Origin of the sequence: Pseudomonas sp. WHRI 8519, from assembly GCF_040224055.2 — a bacterium.
GTDB classification, from domain to species: Bacteria; Pseudomonadota; Gammaproteobacteria; order Pseudomonadales; family Pseudomonadaceae; genus Aquipseudomonas; species Aquipseudomonas putida_X.
On the sequence record NZ_CP167996.1, the window covers coordinates 4,291,259 to 4,306,872 of the forward strand.

The window sequence follows — 15,614 nt, forward strand, 5'->3', positions numbered from 1 at the left end:
AGGCGAAAAACGGTACACATTACAAATATTTATTTGTGTACAATCGCCCAGACCCTACTGCCGTGGGACACCGGCAAAAGGGCCCGGACACGGGTCGGCGCAGGGCTCCTTGCGTTGCCATAACCCTGGCGGTTATCGATACTGGCGCCGATTTTTCAACCAACAAGAACACCAAAACCGTGGAACCTTAGAATGAGCACAGCAATCAGTCCGACTGCTTATAACTATAAGGTCGTCCGCCAGTTCGCCATCATGACGGTGGTCTGGGGGATCCTTGGCATGGGCCTGGGCGTTTTCATCGCCTCGCAGCTGGTGTGGCCGCAACTGAACCTGGACCTGCCCTGGACCAGCTTCGGCCGCCTGCGCCCCTTGCACACCAACCTGGTTATCTTCGCCTTCGGCGGCTGTGCGTTGTTCGGCACCAGCTACTACGTGGTGCAGCGAACCTGCCAAACCCGGCTGATCTCCGACAGCATGGCCGCCTTCACCTTCTGGGGTTGGCAGGCCGTCATCGTCGGCGCGCTGATCACCTTGCCGATGGGCTACACCACCACCAAGGAATACGCCGAGCTCGAGTGGCCACTGGCGATCCTGCTGGCCATCGTCTGGGTCACCTACGGGCTGGTGTTCTTCGGCACCATCGTCAAGCGCAAGACCAAGCACATCTACGTCGGCAACTGGTTCTATGGCGCCTTCATCGTGGTTACCGCGATGCTGCACATCGTCAACCACATCTCGCTGCCGGTGAGCCTGTTCAAGTCGTACTCGGCCTACTCCGGCGCCACCGACGCCATGATCCAGTGGTGGTACGGCCATAACGCCGTGGGCTTCTTCCTCACCACCGGCTTTCTGGGGATGATGTACTACTTCGTGCCCAAGCAGGCCGAGCGGCCGATCTACTCGTATCGCCTGTCGATCGTCCACTTCTGGGCGCTGATCACCCTGTACATCTGGGCAGGCCCGCACCACCTGCACTACACCGCGCTGCCCGACTGGGCGCAATCGCTGGGCATGGTGATGTCGATCATCCTCCTGGCACCGAGCTGGGGCGGCATGATCAACGGCATGATGACGCTGTCCGGCGCCTGGCACAAACTGCGCACCGACCCGATCCTGCGCTTCCTCGTGGTATCCCTGGCGTTCTACGGCATGTCCACCTTCGAAGGCCCGATGATGGCCATCAAGACCGTGAACTCGCTGTCGCACTACACCGACTGGACCATCGGCCACGTACATGCCGGCGCGCTCGGCTGGGTGGCGATGATCTCGATCGGCGCCGTGTACCACATGATCCCGCGCCTGTATGGCCGTGAACAGATGCACAGCGTGGGCCTGATCAACGCGCACTTCTGGCTGGCGACCATCGGCACCGTGCTGTACATCGCCTCGATGTGGGTCAACGGCATCACCCAAGGCCTGATGTGGCGCGCCATCAACGATGACGGCACGCTGACCTACTCCTTCGTCGAAGCGTTGCAGGCCAGCCACCCGGGCTACATCGTCCGCGCACTGGGCGGTGCGTTCTTCGCCTCCGGCATGCTGCTGATGGCTTACAACGTGCTGCGTACCGTACGCGCCGCCAACCCGGCAGAAGCGGATGAAGCCGCCAAGATCGTCGTTGTGGGAGCCCACTGATGAAGCATGAAGCTGTCGAGAAGAACATCGGCCTGCTGGCCTTCTTCATGGTCATCGCCGTGAGCGTCGGTGGCCTCACCCAGATCGTCCCGCTGTTCTTCCAGGACGTCACCAACAAACCCGTCGAAGGCATGAAGCCGCGCACCGCGCTGGAAGTCGAAGGCCGCGACATCTACATCCGCGAAGGTTGCGTAGGCTGCCACTCGCAGATGATCCGCCCGTTCCGCGCCGAAACCGAGCGCTACGGCCACTACTCGGTGGCTGGTGAAAGCGTGTGGGACCACCCGTTCCTGTGGGGCTCCAAGCGCACTGGCCCGGACCTGGCCCGCGTCGGTGGCCGCTACTCCGATGACTGGCACCGCGCACACCTGTACAACCCGCGCAACGTAGTGCCGGAGTCGAAAATGCCGGCCTACCCGTGGCTGGTGGAGAACACGCTCGACGGCAAGGACACCGCGAAGAAGCTGGAAGTGCTGCGTACCCTTGGCACGCCGTACACCGATGCCGACATCGCCGGTGCCCGCGACGCGGTCAAGGGCAAGACCGAAATGGACGCACTGGTCGCGTACCTGCAGGGTCTTGGCACCATCATCAAAAGCAAACGGTGACGCTGATGGATATCGGGATGATTCGCGGCCTGGGCACCGTCGTGGTGATGGTGGCCTTCGTGGGCCTGGCGCTGTGGGTGTTCAACCCACGGCGCAAGCAGGAGTTCGACGAGGCGACCCAACTGCCGTTCGCCGATGACCCCGAGGCCAAAACGCACGTCGAGCAAGCGCAAGCAAAAGCTTCTGGGAGCAAACAACAATGACAACCTTCTGGAGTCTGTACGTCACCGTCCTGACCCTGGGCACCATCTTCGCATTGACCTGGCTGCTGCTGTCGACCCGCAAGGGCCAGCGCGAAGAGGTCACCGACGAAACCGTCGGGCATGCCTTCGATGGCATCGAGGAATACGACAACCCGCTGCCCAAATGGTGGTTCTGGCTGTTCGTCGGCACCATCATCTTTGCCCTCGGCTACCTGGTGCTGTACCCGGGCCTGGGCAACTGGAAAGGCGTGTTGCCAGGGTATTCGTACCTGGATAACGACAAGCAGACCGAGTTCACCAACGGTCAGCCCGGCTGGACCGGCGTACACGAGTGGGAGAAGGAAATGGCCAAGGCCGATGCCCGCTTCGGGCCGATCTTCGCCAAGTACGCGGCCATGCCTATCGAGGAAGTGGCCAAGCAGCCGCAAGCACTGAAGATGGGTGCGCGGCTGTTCGCTTCCAACTGCTCGGTGTGCCACGGCTCCGACGCCAAGGGCGCCTATGGCTTCCCCAACCTCACCGACAACGACTGGCGTTGGGGTGGCGAGCCGGAGACCATCAAGGCCACCATCATGGGCGGCCGCCATGGCGTGATGCCGGCATGGGCGCAAGTGATTGGCGAACAAGGTGTGGCCGACGTGTCAGCCTTCGTGATCAGCAAGCTCGATGGCCGCAGCCTGCCCGAGGGGGCCAAGGCCGATGTCGAGAACGGGCAGAAGATCTTCGCCGCCAATTGCGTGGCGTGCCATGGCCCTGAAGGCAAGGGCACACCCGCCATGGGAGCGCCGAACCTGACCCACCCGCAGGCATTCATCTACGGTTCGAGCTTCGCTCAATTGCAACAGACCATCCGTTATGGCCGCCAGGGCCAGATGCCGGCGCAGGAGCAACTGCAGGGCAATGACAAAGTGCACCTGCTGGCGGCTTATGTGTACAGCCTGTCGCATCAAGGGCAGGAGCCTGAAAAGGCCGAGTGAGGCCTGCACTGTCGCTATCGCCGGCATGCCGGCTGCCACAGTCACCCCGTGAACTCAGGTTCGCTGGGGCCGCTGTGGGGGCCGGCTAGCCGGCGATAGCGCCGGTAGATTCAGCGCCGCATGACCTGGATCAATTGACACCCGCCTTAACACGATAAACACCACGAAACCAACGCGACTAAAGGTCGCAGATCGACCCCGGCGTGCCATCAGCGGCGTATCATGGGTCGCAGCGCTAGCAGAATGCGCGAGACTGCGGCCGGCACGCACTGGCCGCGGCATTTCTCCACTGCCGTGGGACTTGATGATGAGCAAGCACATTCCGGTACATGACGTCACCCCGCCTGCCAGCAAAGGGAAGGATTCCGTCGACCTCTACGCCTCTCGCGAGAAAATCTACACCCGCGCCTTCACCGGCCTGTTCCGCAGGTTGCGGATGGTCGGCGGGGCAGCGCTGTTCATTCTGTACTTCGGCACGGTGTGGCTGAACTGGGGCGGGCATCAGGCGGTATGGTGGAACCTGCCTGAGCGCAAGTTCTACATCTTCGGCACCACCATCTGGCCGCAAGACTTCATCCTGCTCTCGGGCATCCTGATAGTCGCCGCCTTTGGCCTGTTCTTCGTCACCGTGTACGCCGGCCGCGTGTGGTGCGGCTACACCTGCCCGCAAAGCGTGTGGACATGGATCTTCATGTGGTGCGAAAAGGTCACCGAAGGCGACCGCAACCAGCGCATGAAGCTTGACCGGGCCCCGATGAGTGCCAACAAGTTCGTGCGCAAATTCACCAAGCACAGCCTGTGGCTGCTGATCGGTTTCGTCACCGGCATGACCTTCGTCGGCTACTTCTCGCCGATTCGCGAACTGGTCATCGAATTCTTCACCGGCCAGGCCGATGGCTGGGCCTACTTCTGGGTCGGCTTTTTCACCCTGGCCACCTACGGCAACGCCGGCTGGTTGCGCGAGCAGGTGTGCGTGTACATGTGCCCCTACGCCCGCTTCCAGAGCGTGATGTTCGACAAGGACACACTGATCGTCTCCTACGACCCGCGCCGCGGCGAAACCCGCGGCCCGCGCAAGAAGGACACGGACTACAAGGCCCAGGGCCTCGGCGACTGCATCGACTGCACCATGTGCGTACAGGTCTGCCCCACCGGCATCGACATCCGCGATGGCTTGCAGATCGAGTGCATCGGCTGCGCTGCCTGCATCGACGCGTGCGACAGCATCATGGACAAGATGAACTACCCCAAAGGCCTGATCAGCTATACCACCGAGCACAACCTGTCGGGGCAGAAAACCCACATGCTGCGCCCAAGGCTGATCGGCTACGCGCTGGTGCTGCTGGTGATGATCGGCGCCTTGGCCACCGCCTTCGCCACCCGCTCGCTGGTGGGCTTCGACGTCAGCAAGGACCGCGTGCTGTACCGCGAGAACGCCCAGGGCCGGATCGAGAACGTGTACAGCCTCAAGGTCATGAACAAGGACCAGCGTGACCACGTCTACGTGCTGGACGCCGCCGGCCTGCCTGACCTGCGGCTCGAAGGCCAGCGGGAAATCCGCGTGGCCGCCGGCGATATCGTCAGCCTGCCGGTGCAGTTGTCGGTCGCCCCCGAAAAACTGCCTTCGACCACCAACGAAATCACCTTCACCCTCAAAAGCGCCGATGACAGCGCTGCCGAGGTCCAAGCCAAGAGCCGCTTCATCGGCCCACAGATCCGCTGAGAGAGAACGCGAACCATGCCTGCCGCCACCGCCACCAGCCCCTGGTACAAGCACCTCTGGCCCTGGATCATCATCGGCATCCTCACCACCTCGGTGTGCCTGAGCCTGACCATGGTCAGCATCGCCGTGAACAACCCGGACAACCTGGTCAACGACAACTACTACGAAGCCGGCAAAGGCATCAACCGCTCGCTGGACCGTGAGTTGCTGGCGCACAACCTGGGTTTGCAGGCCAGCGTGCACCTGGACGAACTGACGGGCGGAGTGGACCTGCGCCTGACCGGTAGCAGCGACCCGAAGCGCCTGGAGCTGAACCTGATTTCCCCCACCCAGCCAGAGAAGGACCGCAAGGTGCTGCTGAGCCGGGTCGAGGCGGGGCGCTATGTGGGGCAGCTGGAGGACAAGGTCGACGGGCGCCGCTTCGTCGAACTGCTGGGTAGCGAAAACGGCCAGGTGTGGCGCTTGTTCGAGGAGGAAAAGGTGGCGCACGGTGTGACCTTGCAGCTGGGTGATGAAGCAATCCAGGGCGCTGAACACCTGTAGCCACGCGCCGGCCAGCCCTATATGCAAGGCAATGATGTGATGACCCAGCCCACCCCCTGCTACCACTGCGCCCTGCCCGTCCCCACTGGCAGCCGCTTCACCGCCATGGTCCTTGGTCAGCCCCGGCAGTTCTGCTGCCCCGGCTGCCAGGCCGTGGCCGAGGCAATCGTCGCCGGTGGCCTGGAACACTACTACCAGCACCGCAGCGAAAACAGCGCCAACCCCGAGGCCCTGCCCAAGCAGTTGCAGGACGAACTGGCCCTGTACGACCGTAGCGACGTGCAAAAAACCTTCGTCCACCACCAGGGCGAGCTGGCCGAAACCACCCTGCTGGTCGAAGGCATCAGCTGCGCCGCCTGCGGCTGGCTGATCGAAAAGCACTTGCGCAACCTGCCCGGGGTGGCCGACGCACGCCTTAACCTGTCCAACCATCGCCTGCTGCTCAGCTGGGAAGACCAACGCCTGCCGCTCTCGCGATTGTTGGCCGAGCTGCGCCAGATCGGCTACGCCGCCCACCCTTACCAACCCGACCAGGCCGCCGAACAACTGGCCCGAGAAAACCGAAGTGCCTTGCGCAGGCTGGGCGTGGCCGGGCTGCTGTGGTTCCAGGCAATGATGGCCACCATGGCCACCTGGCCGGAATTCAACATCGACCTGTCGCCCGAGCTGCACACCATCCTGCGCTGGGTGGCGCTGTTTCTTACCATCCCGATCGTGTTCTACAGCTGCGCGCCGTTCTTCAAAGGGGCTGCCCGCGACCTGCGCACCCGCCACCTGACCATGGACGTGTCGGTATCGCTGGCCATCGCCCTGGCCTTCGGTGCCGGCATCTGGACAGCCGTTACCGGCAGTGGCGAGCTGTATTTCGACACCGTGGGCATGTTCGCACTGTTCCTGCTCACCGGCCGCTACCTTGAACGCCGCGCCCGAGAGCGCACGGCGGCGGCCACTGCGCAACTGGTCAACCTGCTGCCGGCCTCCTGCCTGCGCCTGGACAGCCTTGGCCGCAGCGAGCGCATCCTGCTCAGCGAACTGCACTGCGGCGACACCGTGCAGGTGCTGCCCGGTGCGGTGATCCCGGCTGACGGGCGCATTGTCGAGGGCCGTTCCAGCGTCGACGAGTCGCTGTTGACCGGTGAGTACCTGCCGCAACCGCGGCGGGTCGGCGATCGGGTCACCGGCGGCACCCTGAATGTCGAAAGCCTGCTGAACGTGGAAATCGAAGCACTCGGCCAGGCGTCGCGACTGTCGGCCATCGTCCGCCTGCTGGAACGCGCGCAGACGGAAAAACCACGCCTGGCGCAGATTGCCGACCGTGCCTCGCAGTGGTTTTTGCTGTTCACGCTGGTGGCCGCCATCGTCATCGGCCTGTGGTGGTGGCACCTGGACCCGACACGGGCGTTCTGGATTGTCCTGGCCATGCTGGTAGCCACCTGCCCCTGCGCGCTCTCGCTGGCCACCCCTACTGCACTGACCGCCGCCACCGGTACGCTGCACAAGCTCGGCCTGCTGGTCACCCGCGGTCACGTGCTCGAAGGCCTCAACCAAATCGACACGGTCATTTTCGACAAGACCGGCACGCTCACCGAGGGCCGCCTGACCCTGCGCAGCATTCGCCCGTTGGGCGCGGTGGCCGCCGACCGCTGCCTGGCGCTTGCCGCCGCCCTGGAAAACCGTTCCGAACACCCCATCGCCCGCGCCTTCGGCCGCAATGCCGAGCCCGCGGACGAGGTGCAAACGGTGCCCGGGCTGGGCCTGGAAGGGCTGGTCGGCGGGCAGCGCCTGCGCATCGGCCAGCCCACATTCGTTTGCGCCCTCAGCGGCGCGGAAATCCCGACTGTCCCGGAACCTCGCGGTCAATGGCTGCTGCTGGGCGACCGCCAAGGCCCGCTGGCCTGGTTCGGCCTGGACGATCGCCTGCGCGAGGACGCCCCTGCCCTGCTGGCGGCATGCAAGGCGCGTGGCTGGCGCACCCTGCTGCTGTCGGGCGACAGCTCGCCGATGGTCGCCGAGGTGGCCGCCCAGCTGGGTATCGACCAGGCCATTGGCGGCCTGCGCCCGGACGACAAGCTGGACCGGCTCAAGGCCCTGCAGACCGCCGGGCGCAAGGTGCTGATGCTGGGTGACGGGGTCAACGATGTGCCGGTGCTGGCCGCCGCTGATATCAGCATTGCCATGGGCAGTGCCACCGACCTTGCCAAGACCAGTGCCGATGCCGTGCTGCTGAGCAACCGCCTGCAAGCGCTGGTACATGCCTTCGACCTGGCCCGCCGCACCCGCCGCAACATCCTTGAGAACCTGCTTTGGGCGACCCTGTATAATGGCCTCATGCTGCCGTTCGCCGCGCTCGGCTGGATCACCCCGGTATGGGCCGCTGTCGGCATGTCGGTCAGCTCGCTGATCGTGGTCCTCAATGCCCTGCGCCTGACCCGGCTGCCTGGCGTGGCGGCCAGGGCCAGCGCCCCACAACCTGCCATTGCCTGATCAGGAGCCGCCCATGCCAGCCCTCTATGTCATGATCCCGGCCGCCCTGCTGCTCGTTGGCGTCGCGGTGTACATCTTTTTCTGGGCGGTGGACAGCGGCCAGTACGACGACCTTGAAAGCCCTGCCCACAGCATCCTGTTCGACGACCAGGACCCCCGCCACCAGGCTGCCGTCACCCCCGAGCCCGCCGAGCCGCAAGACAAGGACCAACCACCCCGTGCCTGACCTGCTTCCCCTGCTTGGCTCCGCGCTGGTCCTCGGCCTGCTGGGCGGCGGCCACTGCCTGGGCATGTGCGGCGGCCTGATGGGCGCGCTGACGCTGGCCATCCCGCCGGAGCAACGCGGCCGGCGCCTGCGTCTGCTGCTGGCGTACAACGTCGGGCGTGTTCTCAGCTATGCCTGCGCCGGCCTGCTGCTGGGCCTGGCCGGCTGGGCCGTAGCCAGCAGCCCTGCTGCCCTGGCACTGCGGGTGGTGGCCGCGTTGCTGCTGATCGCCATGGGCTTGTACCTGGCCGGGTGGTGGAGCGGGCTGACACGCATCGAAGCACTGGGCCGGGGGCTGTGGCGGCGTATCCAGCCCGTGGCTTCGCGCCTGTTGCCGGTCTCCAGCCTGCCCCGGGCCCTGCTGCTTGGCGCGCTGTGGGGCTGGCTGCCGTGCGGGCTGGTGTACAGCACCCTGCTGTGGGCAGCCAGCCAAGGCAACGCGGGGTACAGCGCGGCCCTGATGCTGGCATTCGGGCTGGGTACCTGGCCAGTGCTGCTGGCCACAGGGCTGGCGGCGGAGCGGGTCAACACCCTGTTACGGCGGCGCAGCGTACGCATGGCAGGCGGACTGCTGGTCATCCTGTTCGGCCTGTGGACCCTGCCGGGGCCGCACCAGCATTGGTTGATGGGGCACTGACCGGGCTGCTGCACAGCGGCCCCCATAGCGCTTGACACAAATCAACACAGATTCCTACAGACGGCCATAGACTCCGGGGCACTGCTGCTCATTCCGGGGACCGCCCACATGCTCGAAGATCTACGCTGGGATGCCGACCTGATCCGCCGCTACGATCTGGCCGGCCCGCGCTACACCTCCTACCCGACTGCGGTGCAACTGCACAGCGAAGTCGGCTCGTTCGACCTGCTCCACGCCCTGCGCGAAAGCCGCCGGGCCGTGCGCCCGCTGTCTGTATACGTGCATGTGCCGTTCTGCGCCAACATCTGCTACTACTGCGCCTGCAACAAGGTGATCACCAAGGACCGTGCCCGAGCCGCACCCTACCTGCAGCGCCTGGAACATGAAATCCAGCTGATCGCCTGCCACCTGGACCCTAAACAGCGTGTTGAACAACTGCACCTGGGGGGCGGCACGCCGACCTTCCTCAGCCATGTGGAACTGCGCCAGCTGATGGCCACCCTGCGCCAGCACTTCAACCTGCTGGACGATGATTCCGGCGACTACGGCATCGAACTGGACCCGCGCGAGGCCGACTGGTCGACCATGGGCCTGCTGCGCGAACTGGGCTTCAACCGGGTGAGCCTCGGCGTGCAGGACCTGGACCCTGCGGTGCAGCGCGCGATCAACCGCCTGCAGAGCCTGGAGCAGACCCGCACCCTGATCGAGGCGGCGCGCACCTTGCAGTTCCGCTCGGTCAGCCTGGACCTGATCTACGGCTTGCCCAAGCAGACCCCGGAGGGCTTCGCCCGTACCATCGAGGAGGTGATCCGCCTGCAGCCTGACCGCATCTCGGTCTTCAACTATGCCCACCTGCCTGAGCGCTTCATGCCGCAACGGCGTATCGACAGCAACGACCTGCCGGCCCCGGCTGCCAAGCTGGAGATGCTCCGGGCCACCATCGAGCAACTCACCACCGCCGGCTATCGCTACATCGGCATGGACCACTTCGCCCTGCCCGACGACGAGCTGGCCGTCGCCCAGGAAGAAGGCACCCTGCAGCGCAACTTCCAGGGCTACACCACCCACGGCCACTGCGACCTGATCGGCCTGGGGGTTTCGGCAATCAGCCAGATCGGCGACCTGTACTGCCAGAACAGCAGCGACCTCATCACCTATCAGGACGCGCTCTCCGGCTCGCAGCTGGCCACCCAGCGCGGCTTGCTGTGCAATCACGATGACCGCGTGCGACGCGCAGTGATCCAGCAACTGATCTGCCACTTCGAACTCGACTTCGAGCCTATCGAAAGCGCCTTCACCATCGATTTTCGCGGCTATTTCAACGACCTTTGGCCAGCGCTGCTGAACATGCAACGGGACGGCCTGATCCGCCTCGATGAACAGGGCATCCGCATCCTGCCGGCCGGGCGTCTGCTGGCACGCTCGGTCTGCATGGTGTTCGACGCGTACCTGGCGATGCATGACCGTCAGCGTTTTTCGCGAGTGATCTAGCCAGGCGAACCCTCGACCGTGTGGACAAGCCCGCTTGCCAGGCACACTATGGGCAATGACGGACCCCCGGCATGATGCAGCTGGGGTTCGGCCGAGGCGCATCATCCTCGCGCACGCTGGCCTACACCCTATGCCGTAGGTTACCCTTACGACTTATGTGTGCTTTCCCACAAGGATCGATTCAAATGTCCGAGCCAGTCAAACTGCGCGCCCACGGCCAGGCCCATTGCAAGGATTGCAGCCTGGCACCCCTGTGCCTGCCTCTTTCGCTCAACCTGGAAGACATGGATGCACTGGATGAAATCGTCAAACGCGGGCGCCCGCTGAAAAAAGGCGAGTTTCTGTTCCGACAGGGTGACAATTTCGGCTCGGTTTACGCCGTACGTTCCGGCGCCCTCAAGACGTTCAGCCTGAGCGACAGCGGTGAGGAGCAGATCACCGGCTTCCATCTGCCCAGCGAACTGGTCGGGCTGTCCGGCATGGACACTGAAGCCTACCCGGTCTCGGCTCAGGCGCAGGAAACCACCTCGGTCTGTGAAATCCCGTTCGAGGGGCTCGATGAGCTGTCTGTGCAACTCCCCCAGCTGCGCCGCCAGCTGATGCGGGTGATGAGCCGTGAAATCCGCGACGACCAGCAGATGATGCTGTTGCTGTCGAAAAAGACCGCCGATGAGCGCATTGCCACCTTCCTGGTCAACCTGTCGGCACGCTTCCGCGCCCGCGGCTATTCGGCCAACCAGTTCCGCCTGAGCATGTCGCGCAACGAAATCGGCAATTACCTGGGCTTGGCCGTTGAAACCGTGTCGCGGGTGTTCACCCGCTTCCAGCAGAACGGCCTGCTGCGCGCCGAGGGCAAGGAAGTGCACATTCTTGATCCGATCCAGTTGTGTGCGCTGGCCGGTGGTGCGATGGAGGCCTGAAAGGCTGCTTGAAAAAGGTATACTGGCGCATTCGTTTTTCAGGATACCTGCAACAATGCACAGCGAAGCCTTCGACCTCAAAGCCCTGATCCGCCCGGTAGTGGACTTCCCCAAGCCGGGTGTGATCTTCCGCGACATCACCCCGCTGTTCCAGTCGCCACGTGGGCTGCGCTATGTCGCCGACCAGTTCATCGAACGTTATGTAGAGGCGGAGTTCAGCCACATCGGCGCCATGGATGCCCGTGGCTTTCTGATCGGTTCGATCATCGCCCACCAGTTGAACAAGCCGCTGATCCTGTTCCGCAAGCAGGGCAAACTGCCGGCTGATGTGCTGTCGGAGGGTTACCAGACCGAGTATGGTGAGGCCTTCCTGGAGGTGCACGCCGACAGCCTGTGTGAAGGCGATTCGGTGCTGATCTTCGATGACCTGATCGCCACCGGTGGCACCCTGCTGGCCGCAGCCAACCTGGTGCGCCGCACCGGAGCGCAGGTGTTCGAGGCGGCGGCAATCATCGACCTGCCTGAGCTGGACGGTTCGCGCCGACTGCAGGCGGCGGGTGTGCCGACCTTCTGCCTGACCGAGTTTTCCCTGAGCGAGTACTGAGCGGCAAGCCGCAAGCTACAAGCCGCAAGCTACAAGCTACAAGCTACAAGCTACAAGCTACAAGCTACAAGCGAACGCGAACGCGAACGCGGACCTGCTTTTACTTGCAGCTTGCAGCTTGCAGCTTGCAGCTCTCAAAGCGCAATGGGCTTACGCCCGGCAAAGGCATGCGCCAGGGTGCCGCCATCGACCAGCTCCAGCTCGCCGCCCAGCGGCACGCCATGGGCAATCCGCGAGGCCACCAGCCCCTTCTCGGCCAGCAACTGGGCGATGTAATGGGCGGTTGCCTCACCCTCCACGGTCGGGTTGGTGGCCAGGATCACCTCGGTGAAGCTGCCCTGCTCCTCGATCCGCGCCATCAACTGCGGCACGCCAATAGCATCAGGCCCCAGGCCATCGAGCGGCGACAGGTGCCCCTTGAGCACAAAGTAACGACCGCGATAACCGGTCTGCTCCACCGCATACACATCCATCGGCCCCTCCACCACGCACAGCTGGGTATCGTCGCGGCGCGGGTCAGCGCATTGCGGGCACAACTCCTGCTCGGTCAACGTGCGGCACTGGCGGCAATGGCCAACCCCTTCCATGGCCAGGGTAAGCGCCTGGGCCAGGCGCACACCCCCGCTGCGGTCGCGTTCCAGCAACTGCAGGGCCATGCGCTGGGCGGTTTTCTGGCCAACGCCCGGCAGCGTGCGCAGGGCGTCGATCAGTTGGCGGATGAGGGGGCTGAAGCTCATGGGAAAGGCCTGATAATTCTATGAGAGGCGGTTTATACCGGCGCAGGGTGACAGCGTCAAATCTCACACATCACAAGCGGCGCTCCATCTTGAGGCCGCCAGAATGATCGCACGGCCACACCCCTACGCCCCTGTAAACATCACCACAAAAAAAGCCGCCTTGGAACCCCACGGCGGCTTTTGAACAGCAAACGCCTTAGAACGGCATCTTGAAGCCCGGCGGCAGCTGCATGCCAGCAGTCATGCCACCCATTTTTTCCTGGCTGCTCTGCTCGACCTTGCGTACGGCGTCATTCAGCGCAGCAGCAATCAGGTCTTCGAGCACTTCCTTGTCGTCTTCATCCGTCGACATCAGGCTTTGATCGATGCTGACGCGCTTGACGTCATGACGACCGGTCATCACCACGCTGACCAGGCCGCCACCCGATTGGCCCGTCACTTCGGCGTTGGCCAGCTCTTCCTGCATCTTGGCCATTTTTTCCTGCATCTGCTGGGCCTGCTTCATCAGGCCGGCCATGCCACCTTTCATCATGGGGGTATACCTCGATTGGGTCGTGTGATGCAGCCCGCCACAGGGCGGCCGCATGGTTATCCGTTACTGACCCTGACTGACCAGGGCCGCTACAGGTTCAATAGTATCCTGCCGCACGGTAGCACCGAACTGCTTGATCATCTGCTGGATCAACGGATCCTGCTCGATCGACGCCACCGCGTCCTGCTGGCGCTCGGCACGCTTGCGCGAGGCTGCCTGGGCCGGGGTTTCCTGCTCGGGCAGGATAAGCTCGATGCGCAGGTTCAGCGTGCGCCCCAGGTGCTGGTTGAGCGCGTCATTCAAGCGCCGTTGCTGGGTGGCGTTGAACAAGGCGCCTTGGCCTGGGTCAAGGTGCAGCAGCCAATCGTCACCGTCTGCAGCGATCAGCGTGCAGTTTGCGGCGATGTTGCCTGTCATACCGGACACAGGCAACTGTGGGAATAATTCCAGCCATTGCAGGGCCAGGCCGGTGGCGGGCTTGGCAGCCGGCAGCGGCTCGGGCGCAGCGATGGGGGCGTCTTCCTGGACGTGCTCGACCAGCTCGTCCAGATAGCTGAAGCCCACCGGGTCGCTTTCGCCCCCGTAATAATCCTCATCCATGGGCGGCTCGTCATCACGCTCCATGCCCACCGAGGCGTACTCCGACGGATCGAATGGCGGCGCATCATAGGCCGGCTGGGCAGCTTGCGGCTCGGCGACTGCAGGCCGGGGCGCGGCAGCCGGCGCAGGTGTGGGCTCAACGGCCAGCGGCTCAGGCTGTGCAGCAGGCTCCTCCCAGGGCAGGTCGATGACTTCCTCTTCCAGTGCCGGCTCGGGCTCGGGCTCGGGCTCGGGCTCTGCCAGCTCAGCCTTCGGCTCAGGTTGTGGTGGCGCCGCCGACAGCGCCTCGGCGACGACCGCAGGCTCGGCTTGCGGGGCCATCACCACTGCAGCGGGGGCTTGGGCAACGACAGACGCGCCGGGAAGCACCGCAGGCGCTGCCACCGGGGTTGCAGGATCAGCTGTGGCTTGGCTGATCCCCACCGGCTTTAGTACCGGTTTCGGTGCATCGTCGCTGTCGGCCGGGCGGAACGCCAGCATCCGCAGCAGGACCATTTCGAAACCGCCCCGCGGGTCGGGTGCCAAGGGCAGGTCGCGGCGACCGATCAGGCCCATCTGGTAATAGAACTGCACATCCTCGGCAGGCAACGCCGACGCCAGCGCCAGCACCCGCTCGCGATCACCCTGGCCGTTGTCCACCGCCTCGGGCAGCGCCTGGGCGATGGCAACACGGTGCAGCACATTGAGCATTTCGGCCAGCACGCCACTCCAGTCCGGCCCCTGCTCGGCGAGGTTGCGCACCGCCTCCAGCAGCGCCCGTGCATCCCCCTCCAGCAATGCCTGCAGCACACCATAGACCTGGCCGTGATCGAGGCTGCCGAGCATGGCCCGCACATCGGCGGCCAGCACCTTACCCTCGCCGAACGCGATAGCCTGGTCAGTGAGGCTCATGGCATCACGCATCGAACCATCGGCAGCACGGCCAAGCAACCACAGCGCATCGGGCTCGAACGGGACGTTCTCGGCCTCCAGCACATGACTCAGGTGTTCGACCACCCGCTCCGGGCTCATGTTCTTCAGCGAGAACTGCAAGCAGCGCGAAAGGATGGTGGCCGGCAGCTTTTGCGGGTCGGTGGTGGCGAGGATGAACTTGACGTAGGGTGGCGGCTCTTCCAGCGTCTTGAGCAAGGCGTTGAACGAGTGCGTGGACAGCATGTGCACTTCGTCGATCAGGTAGACCTTGAAGCGCCCGCGGCTGGGGGCATACTGCACGTTGTCGAGCAGTTCGCGGGTGTCCTCGACCTTGGTACGGCTGGCGGCGTCGATCTCGATCAGGTCGACGAAACGGCCTTCATCGATCTCCCGGCACACCGAGCAGGTGCCACAGGGCGTGGAGGTGATGCCGGTCTCGCAGTTGAGGCACTTGGCGATGATTCGCGCAATGGTGGTCTTGCCCACACCCCGCGTACCGGTGAACAGGTAGGCATGGTGCAGGCGCTGGTTGTCCAAGGCATTGATCAAGGCCTTGAGCACATGGGCCTGGCCGACCATTTCGCGGAACGAGCGCGGACGCCATTTACGTGCAAGAACCTGATAACTCATCGAAAAACCATCGCAGCCTGATCGAGCGGAAGATCGCTAATGCTAGCGGAGCGGGGCCGAAATTGCACCCTGCATGGTTCGTCTACGCTCAGTAACTGGCGCACGTTGTTCAT

The 15,614-nt window shown here is 64.1% G+C and carries 15 protein-coding genes; 12 read left to right on the forward strand and 3 right to left on the reverse strand.

All coding sequences use genetic code 11. From position 1 onward, the window contains the following. The first annotated feature begins 192 nt into the window (after positions 1-192). From ccoN to ABRP30_RS19565, 12 genes are all read left to right on the forward strand, one after another. Positions 193-1,635 (forward strand): cytochrome-c oxidase, cbb3-type subunit I, encoded by a 1,443-nt coding sequence (ccoN, locus tag ABRP30_RS19510; protein ID WP_241804494.1) that lies wholly within the window; start codon positions 193-195, stop codon positions 1,633-1,635. Then, on the forward strand, positions 1,635-2,243 hold the full coding sequence (ccoO, locus tag ABRP30_RS19515; RefSeq protein ID WP_012315407.1) for a cytochrome-c oxidase, cbb3-type subunit II: 609 nt from the start codon (positions 1,635-1,637) through the stop codon (positions 2,241-2,243). The genes ccoN and ccoO overlap by 1 nt, the downstream gene beginning before the upstream one ends. Positions 2,244-2,248: 5 nt before the next feature. Continuing rightward, positions 2,249-2,446, forward strand: a complete 198-nt coding sequence (locus tag ABRP30_RS19520) for a CcoQ/FixQ family Cbb3-type cytochrome c oxidase assembly chaperone (protein WP_012315408.1) — start codon at positions 2,249-2,251, stop codon at positions 2,444-2,446. Then, on the forward strand, positions 2,443-3,423 hold the full coding sequence (gene ccoP, locus ABRP30_RS19525) for a cytochrome-c oxidase, cbb3-type subunit III (RefSeq protein WP_241804496.1): 981 nt from the start codon (positions 2,443-2,445) through the stop codon (positions 3,421-3,423). Before ABRP30_RS19520 ends, ccoP begins: the two co-directional genes overlap by 4 nt. A 307-nt stretch (positions 3,424-3,730) precedes the next feature. Further along, the gene (ccoG, locus tag ABRP30_RS19530; protein WP_349976124.1) at positions 3,731-5,146 is read left to right on the forward strand and encodes a cytochrome c oxidase accessory protein CcoG; all 1,416 of its coding nucleotides are present in this window, start codon (positions 3,731-3,733) and stop codon (positions 5,144-5,146) included. A 15-nt stretch (positions 5,147-5,161) separates the two neighbouring features. Further along, positions 5,162-5,689 carry a FixH family protein gene (locus ABRP30_RS19535; protein ID WP_349976126.1) on the forward strand — a complete coding sequence of 176 codons (528 nt, stop codon included), beginning with the start codon at positions 5,162-5,164 and terminating at the stop codon, positions 5,687-5,689. Between the two features lie 39 nt (positions 5,690-5,728). After that, a complete protein-coding gene (locus ABRP30_RS19540) occupies positions 5,729-8,173 on the forward strand; it encodes a heavy metal translocating P-type ATPase (RefSeq protein ID WP_349976127.1) in 2,445 nt (814 codons plus the stop codon). A gap of 13 nt (positions 8,174-8,186) precedes the next feature. Next, positions 8,187-8,399, forward strand: coding sequence for a cbb3-type cytochrome oxidase assembly protein CcoS (ccoS, locus tag ABRP30_RS19545; RefSeq protein ID WP_241804500.1), 213 nt, complete (start codon positions 8,187-8,189; stop codon positions 8,397-8,399). After that, positions 8,392-9,075: a sulfite exporter TauE/SafE family protein gene (locus tag ABRP30_RS19550; RefSeq protein ID WP_349976128.1), complete on the forward strand. Its 684-nt coding sequence runs from the start codon at positions 8,392-8,394 to the stop codon at positions 9,073-9,075. Before ccoS ends, ABRP30_RS19550 begins: the two co-directional genes overlap by 8 nt. 108 nt (positions 9,076-9,183) lie before the next feature. Continuing rightward, positions 9,184-10,566 carry an oxygen-independent coproporphyrinogen III oxidase gene (gene hemN / locus ABRP30_RS19555; RefSeq protein WP_349976129.1) on the forward strand — a complete coding sequence of 461 codons (1,383 nt, stop codon included), beginning with the start codon at positions 9,184-9,186 and terminating at the stop codon, positions 10,564-10,566. A gap of 185 nt (positions 10,567-10,751) precedes the next feature. After that, a complete protein-coding gene (fnrA, locus tag ABRP30_RS19560; protein ID WP_349976130.1) occupies positions 10,752-11,486 on the forward strand; it encodes a Crp/Fnr family transcriptional regulator FnrA in 735 nt (244 codons plus the stop codon). A gap of 55 nt (positions 11,487-11,541) precedes the next feature. Further along, positions 11,542-12,090, forward strand: a complete 549-nt coding sequence (locus ABRP30_RS19565) for an adenine phosphoribosyltransferase (RefSeq protein ID WP_003254303.1) — start codon at positions 11,542-11,544, stop codon at positions 12,088-12,090. A 134-nt stretch (positions 12,091-12,224) separates the two neighbouring features. Here the strand turns inward: ABRP30_RS19565 and recR are convergent, their stop codons facing one another. The 3 genes from recR to dnaX form a co-directional block, all read right to left on the reverse strand. Further along, the gene (gene recR, locus ABRP30_RS19570) at positions 12,225-12,827 is read right to left on the reverse strand and encodes a recombination mediator RecR (protein ID WP_241804503.1); all 603 of its coding nucleotides are present in this window, start codon (positions 12,825-12,827) and stop codon (positions 12,225-12,227) included. Positions 12,828-13,023: 196 nt separating this feature from the next. Next, entirely contained in the window at positions 13,024-13,359 is a 336-nt protein-coding gene (locus ABRP30_RS19575) for a YbaB/EbfC family nucleoid-associated protein (protein WP_008093501.1), read from the reverse strand. A gap of 63 nt (positions 13,360-13,422) precedes the next feature. Then, positions 13,423-15,501, reverse strand: a complete 2,079-nt coding sequence (dnaX, locus tag ABRP30_RS19580; RefSeq protein WP_349976132.1) for a DNA polymerase III subunit gamma/tau — start codon at positions 15,499-15,501, stop codon at positions 13,423-13,425. Positions 15,502-15,614: the final 113 nt, after the last annotated feature.

Bases quoted from the DNA above. Each gene is read 5' to 3' on its own strand.
- hemN (WP_349976129.1), top strand. From the start codon at position 9,184: ATGCTCGAAGATCTACGCTGGGATGCCGACCTGATCCGCCGCTACGAT.
- ABRP30_RS19575 (WP_008093501.1), bottom strand. From the start codon at position 13,359: ATGATGAAAGGTGGCATGGCCGGCCTGATGAAGCAGGCCCAGCAGATG.
- ccoO (WP_012315407.1), top strand. From the start codon at position 1,635: ATGAAGCATGAAGCTGTCGAGAAGAACATCGGCCTGCTGGCCTTCTTC.
- fnrA (WP_349976130.1), top strand. From the start codon at position 10,752: ATGTCCGAGCCAGTCAAACTGCGCGCCCACGGCCAGGCCCATTGCAAG.
- dnaX (WP_349976132.1), bottom strand. From the start codon at position 15,501: ATGAGTTATCAGGTTCTTGCACGTAAATGGCGTCCGCGCTCGTTCCGC.
- ABRP30_RS19565 (WP_003254303.1), top strand. From the start codon at position 11,542: ATGCACAGCGAAGCCTTCGACCTCAAAGCCCTGATCCGCCCGGTAGTG.
- ABRP30_RS19535 (WP_349976126.1), top strand. From the start codon at position 5,162: ATGCCTGCCGCCACCGCCACCAGCCCCTGGTACAAGCACCTCTGGCCC.
- ABRP30_RS19520 (WP_012315408.1), top strand. From the start codon at position 2,249: ATGGATATCGGGATGATTCGCGGCCTGGGCACCGTCGTGGTGATGGTG.
- ccoN (WP_241804494.1), top strand. From the start codon at position 193: ATGAGCACAGCAATCAGTCCGACTGCTTATAACTATAAGGTCGTCCGC.
- recR (WP_241804503.1), bottom strand. From the start codon at position 12,827: ATGAGCTTCAGCCCCCTCATCCGCCAACTGATCGACGCCCTGCGCACG.
- ccoP (WP_241804496.1), top strand. From the start codon at position 2,443: ATGACAACCTTCTGGAGTCTGTACGTCACCGTCCTGACCCTGGGCACC.
- ccoG (WP_349976124.1), top strand. From the start codon at position 3,731: ATGAGCAAGCACATTCCGGTACATGACGTCACCCCGCCTGCCAGCAAA.
- ccoS (WP_241804500.1), top strand. From the start codon at position 8,187: ATGCCAGCCCTCTATGTCATGATCCCGGCCGCCCTGCTGCTCGTTGGC.
- ABRP30_RS19540 (WP_349976127.1), top strand. From the start codon at position 5,729: ATGACCCAGCCCACCCCCTGCTACCACTGCGCCCTGCCCGTCCCCACT.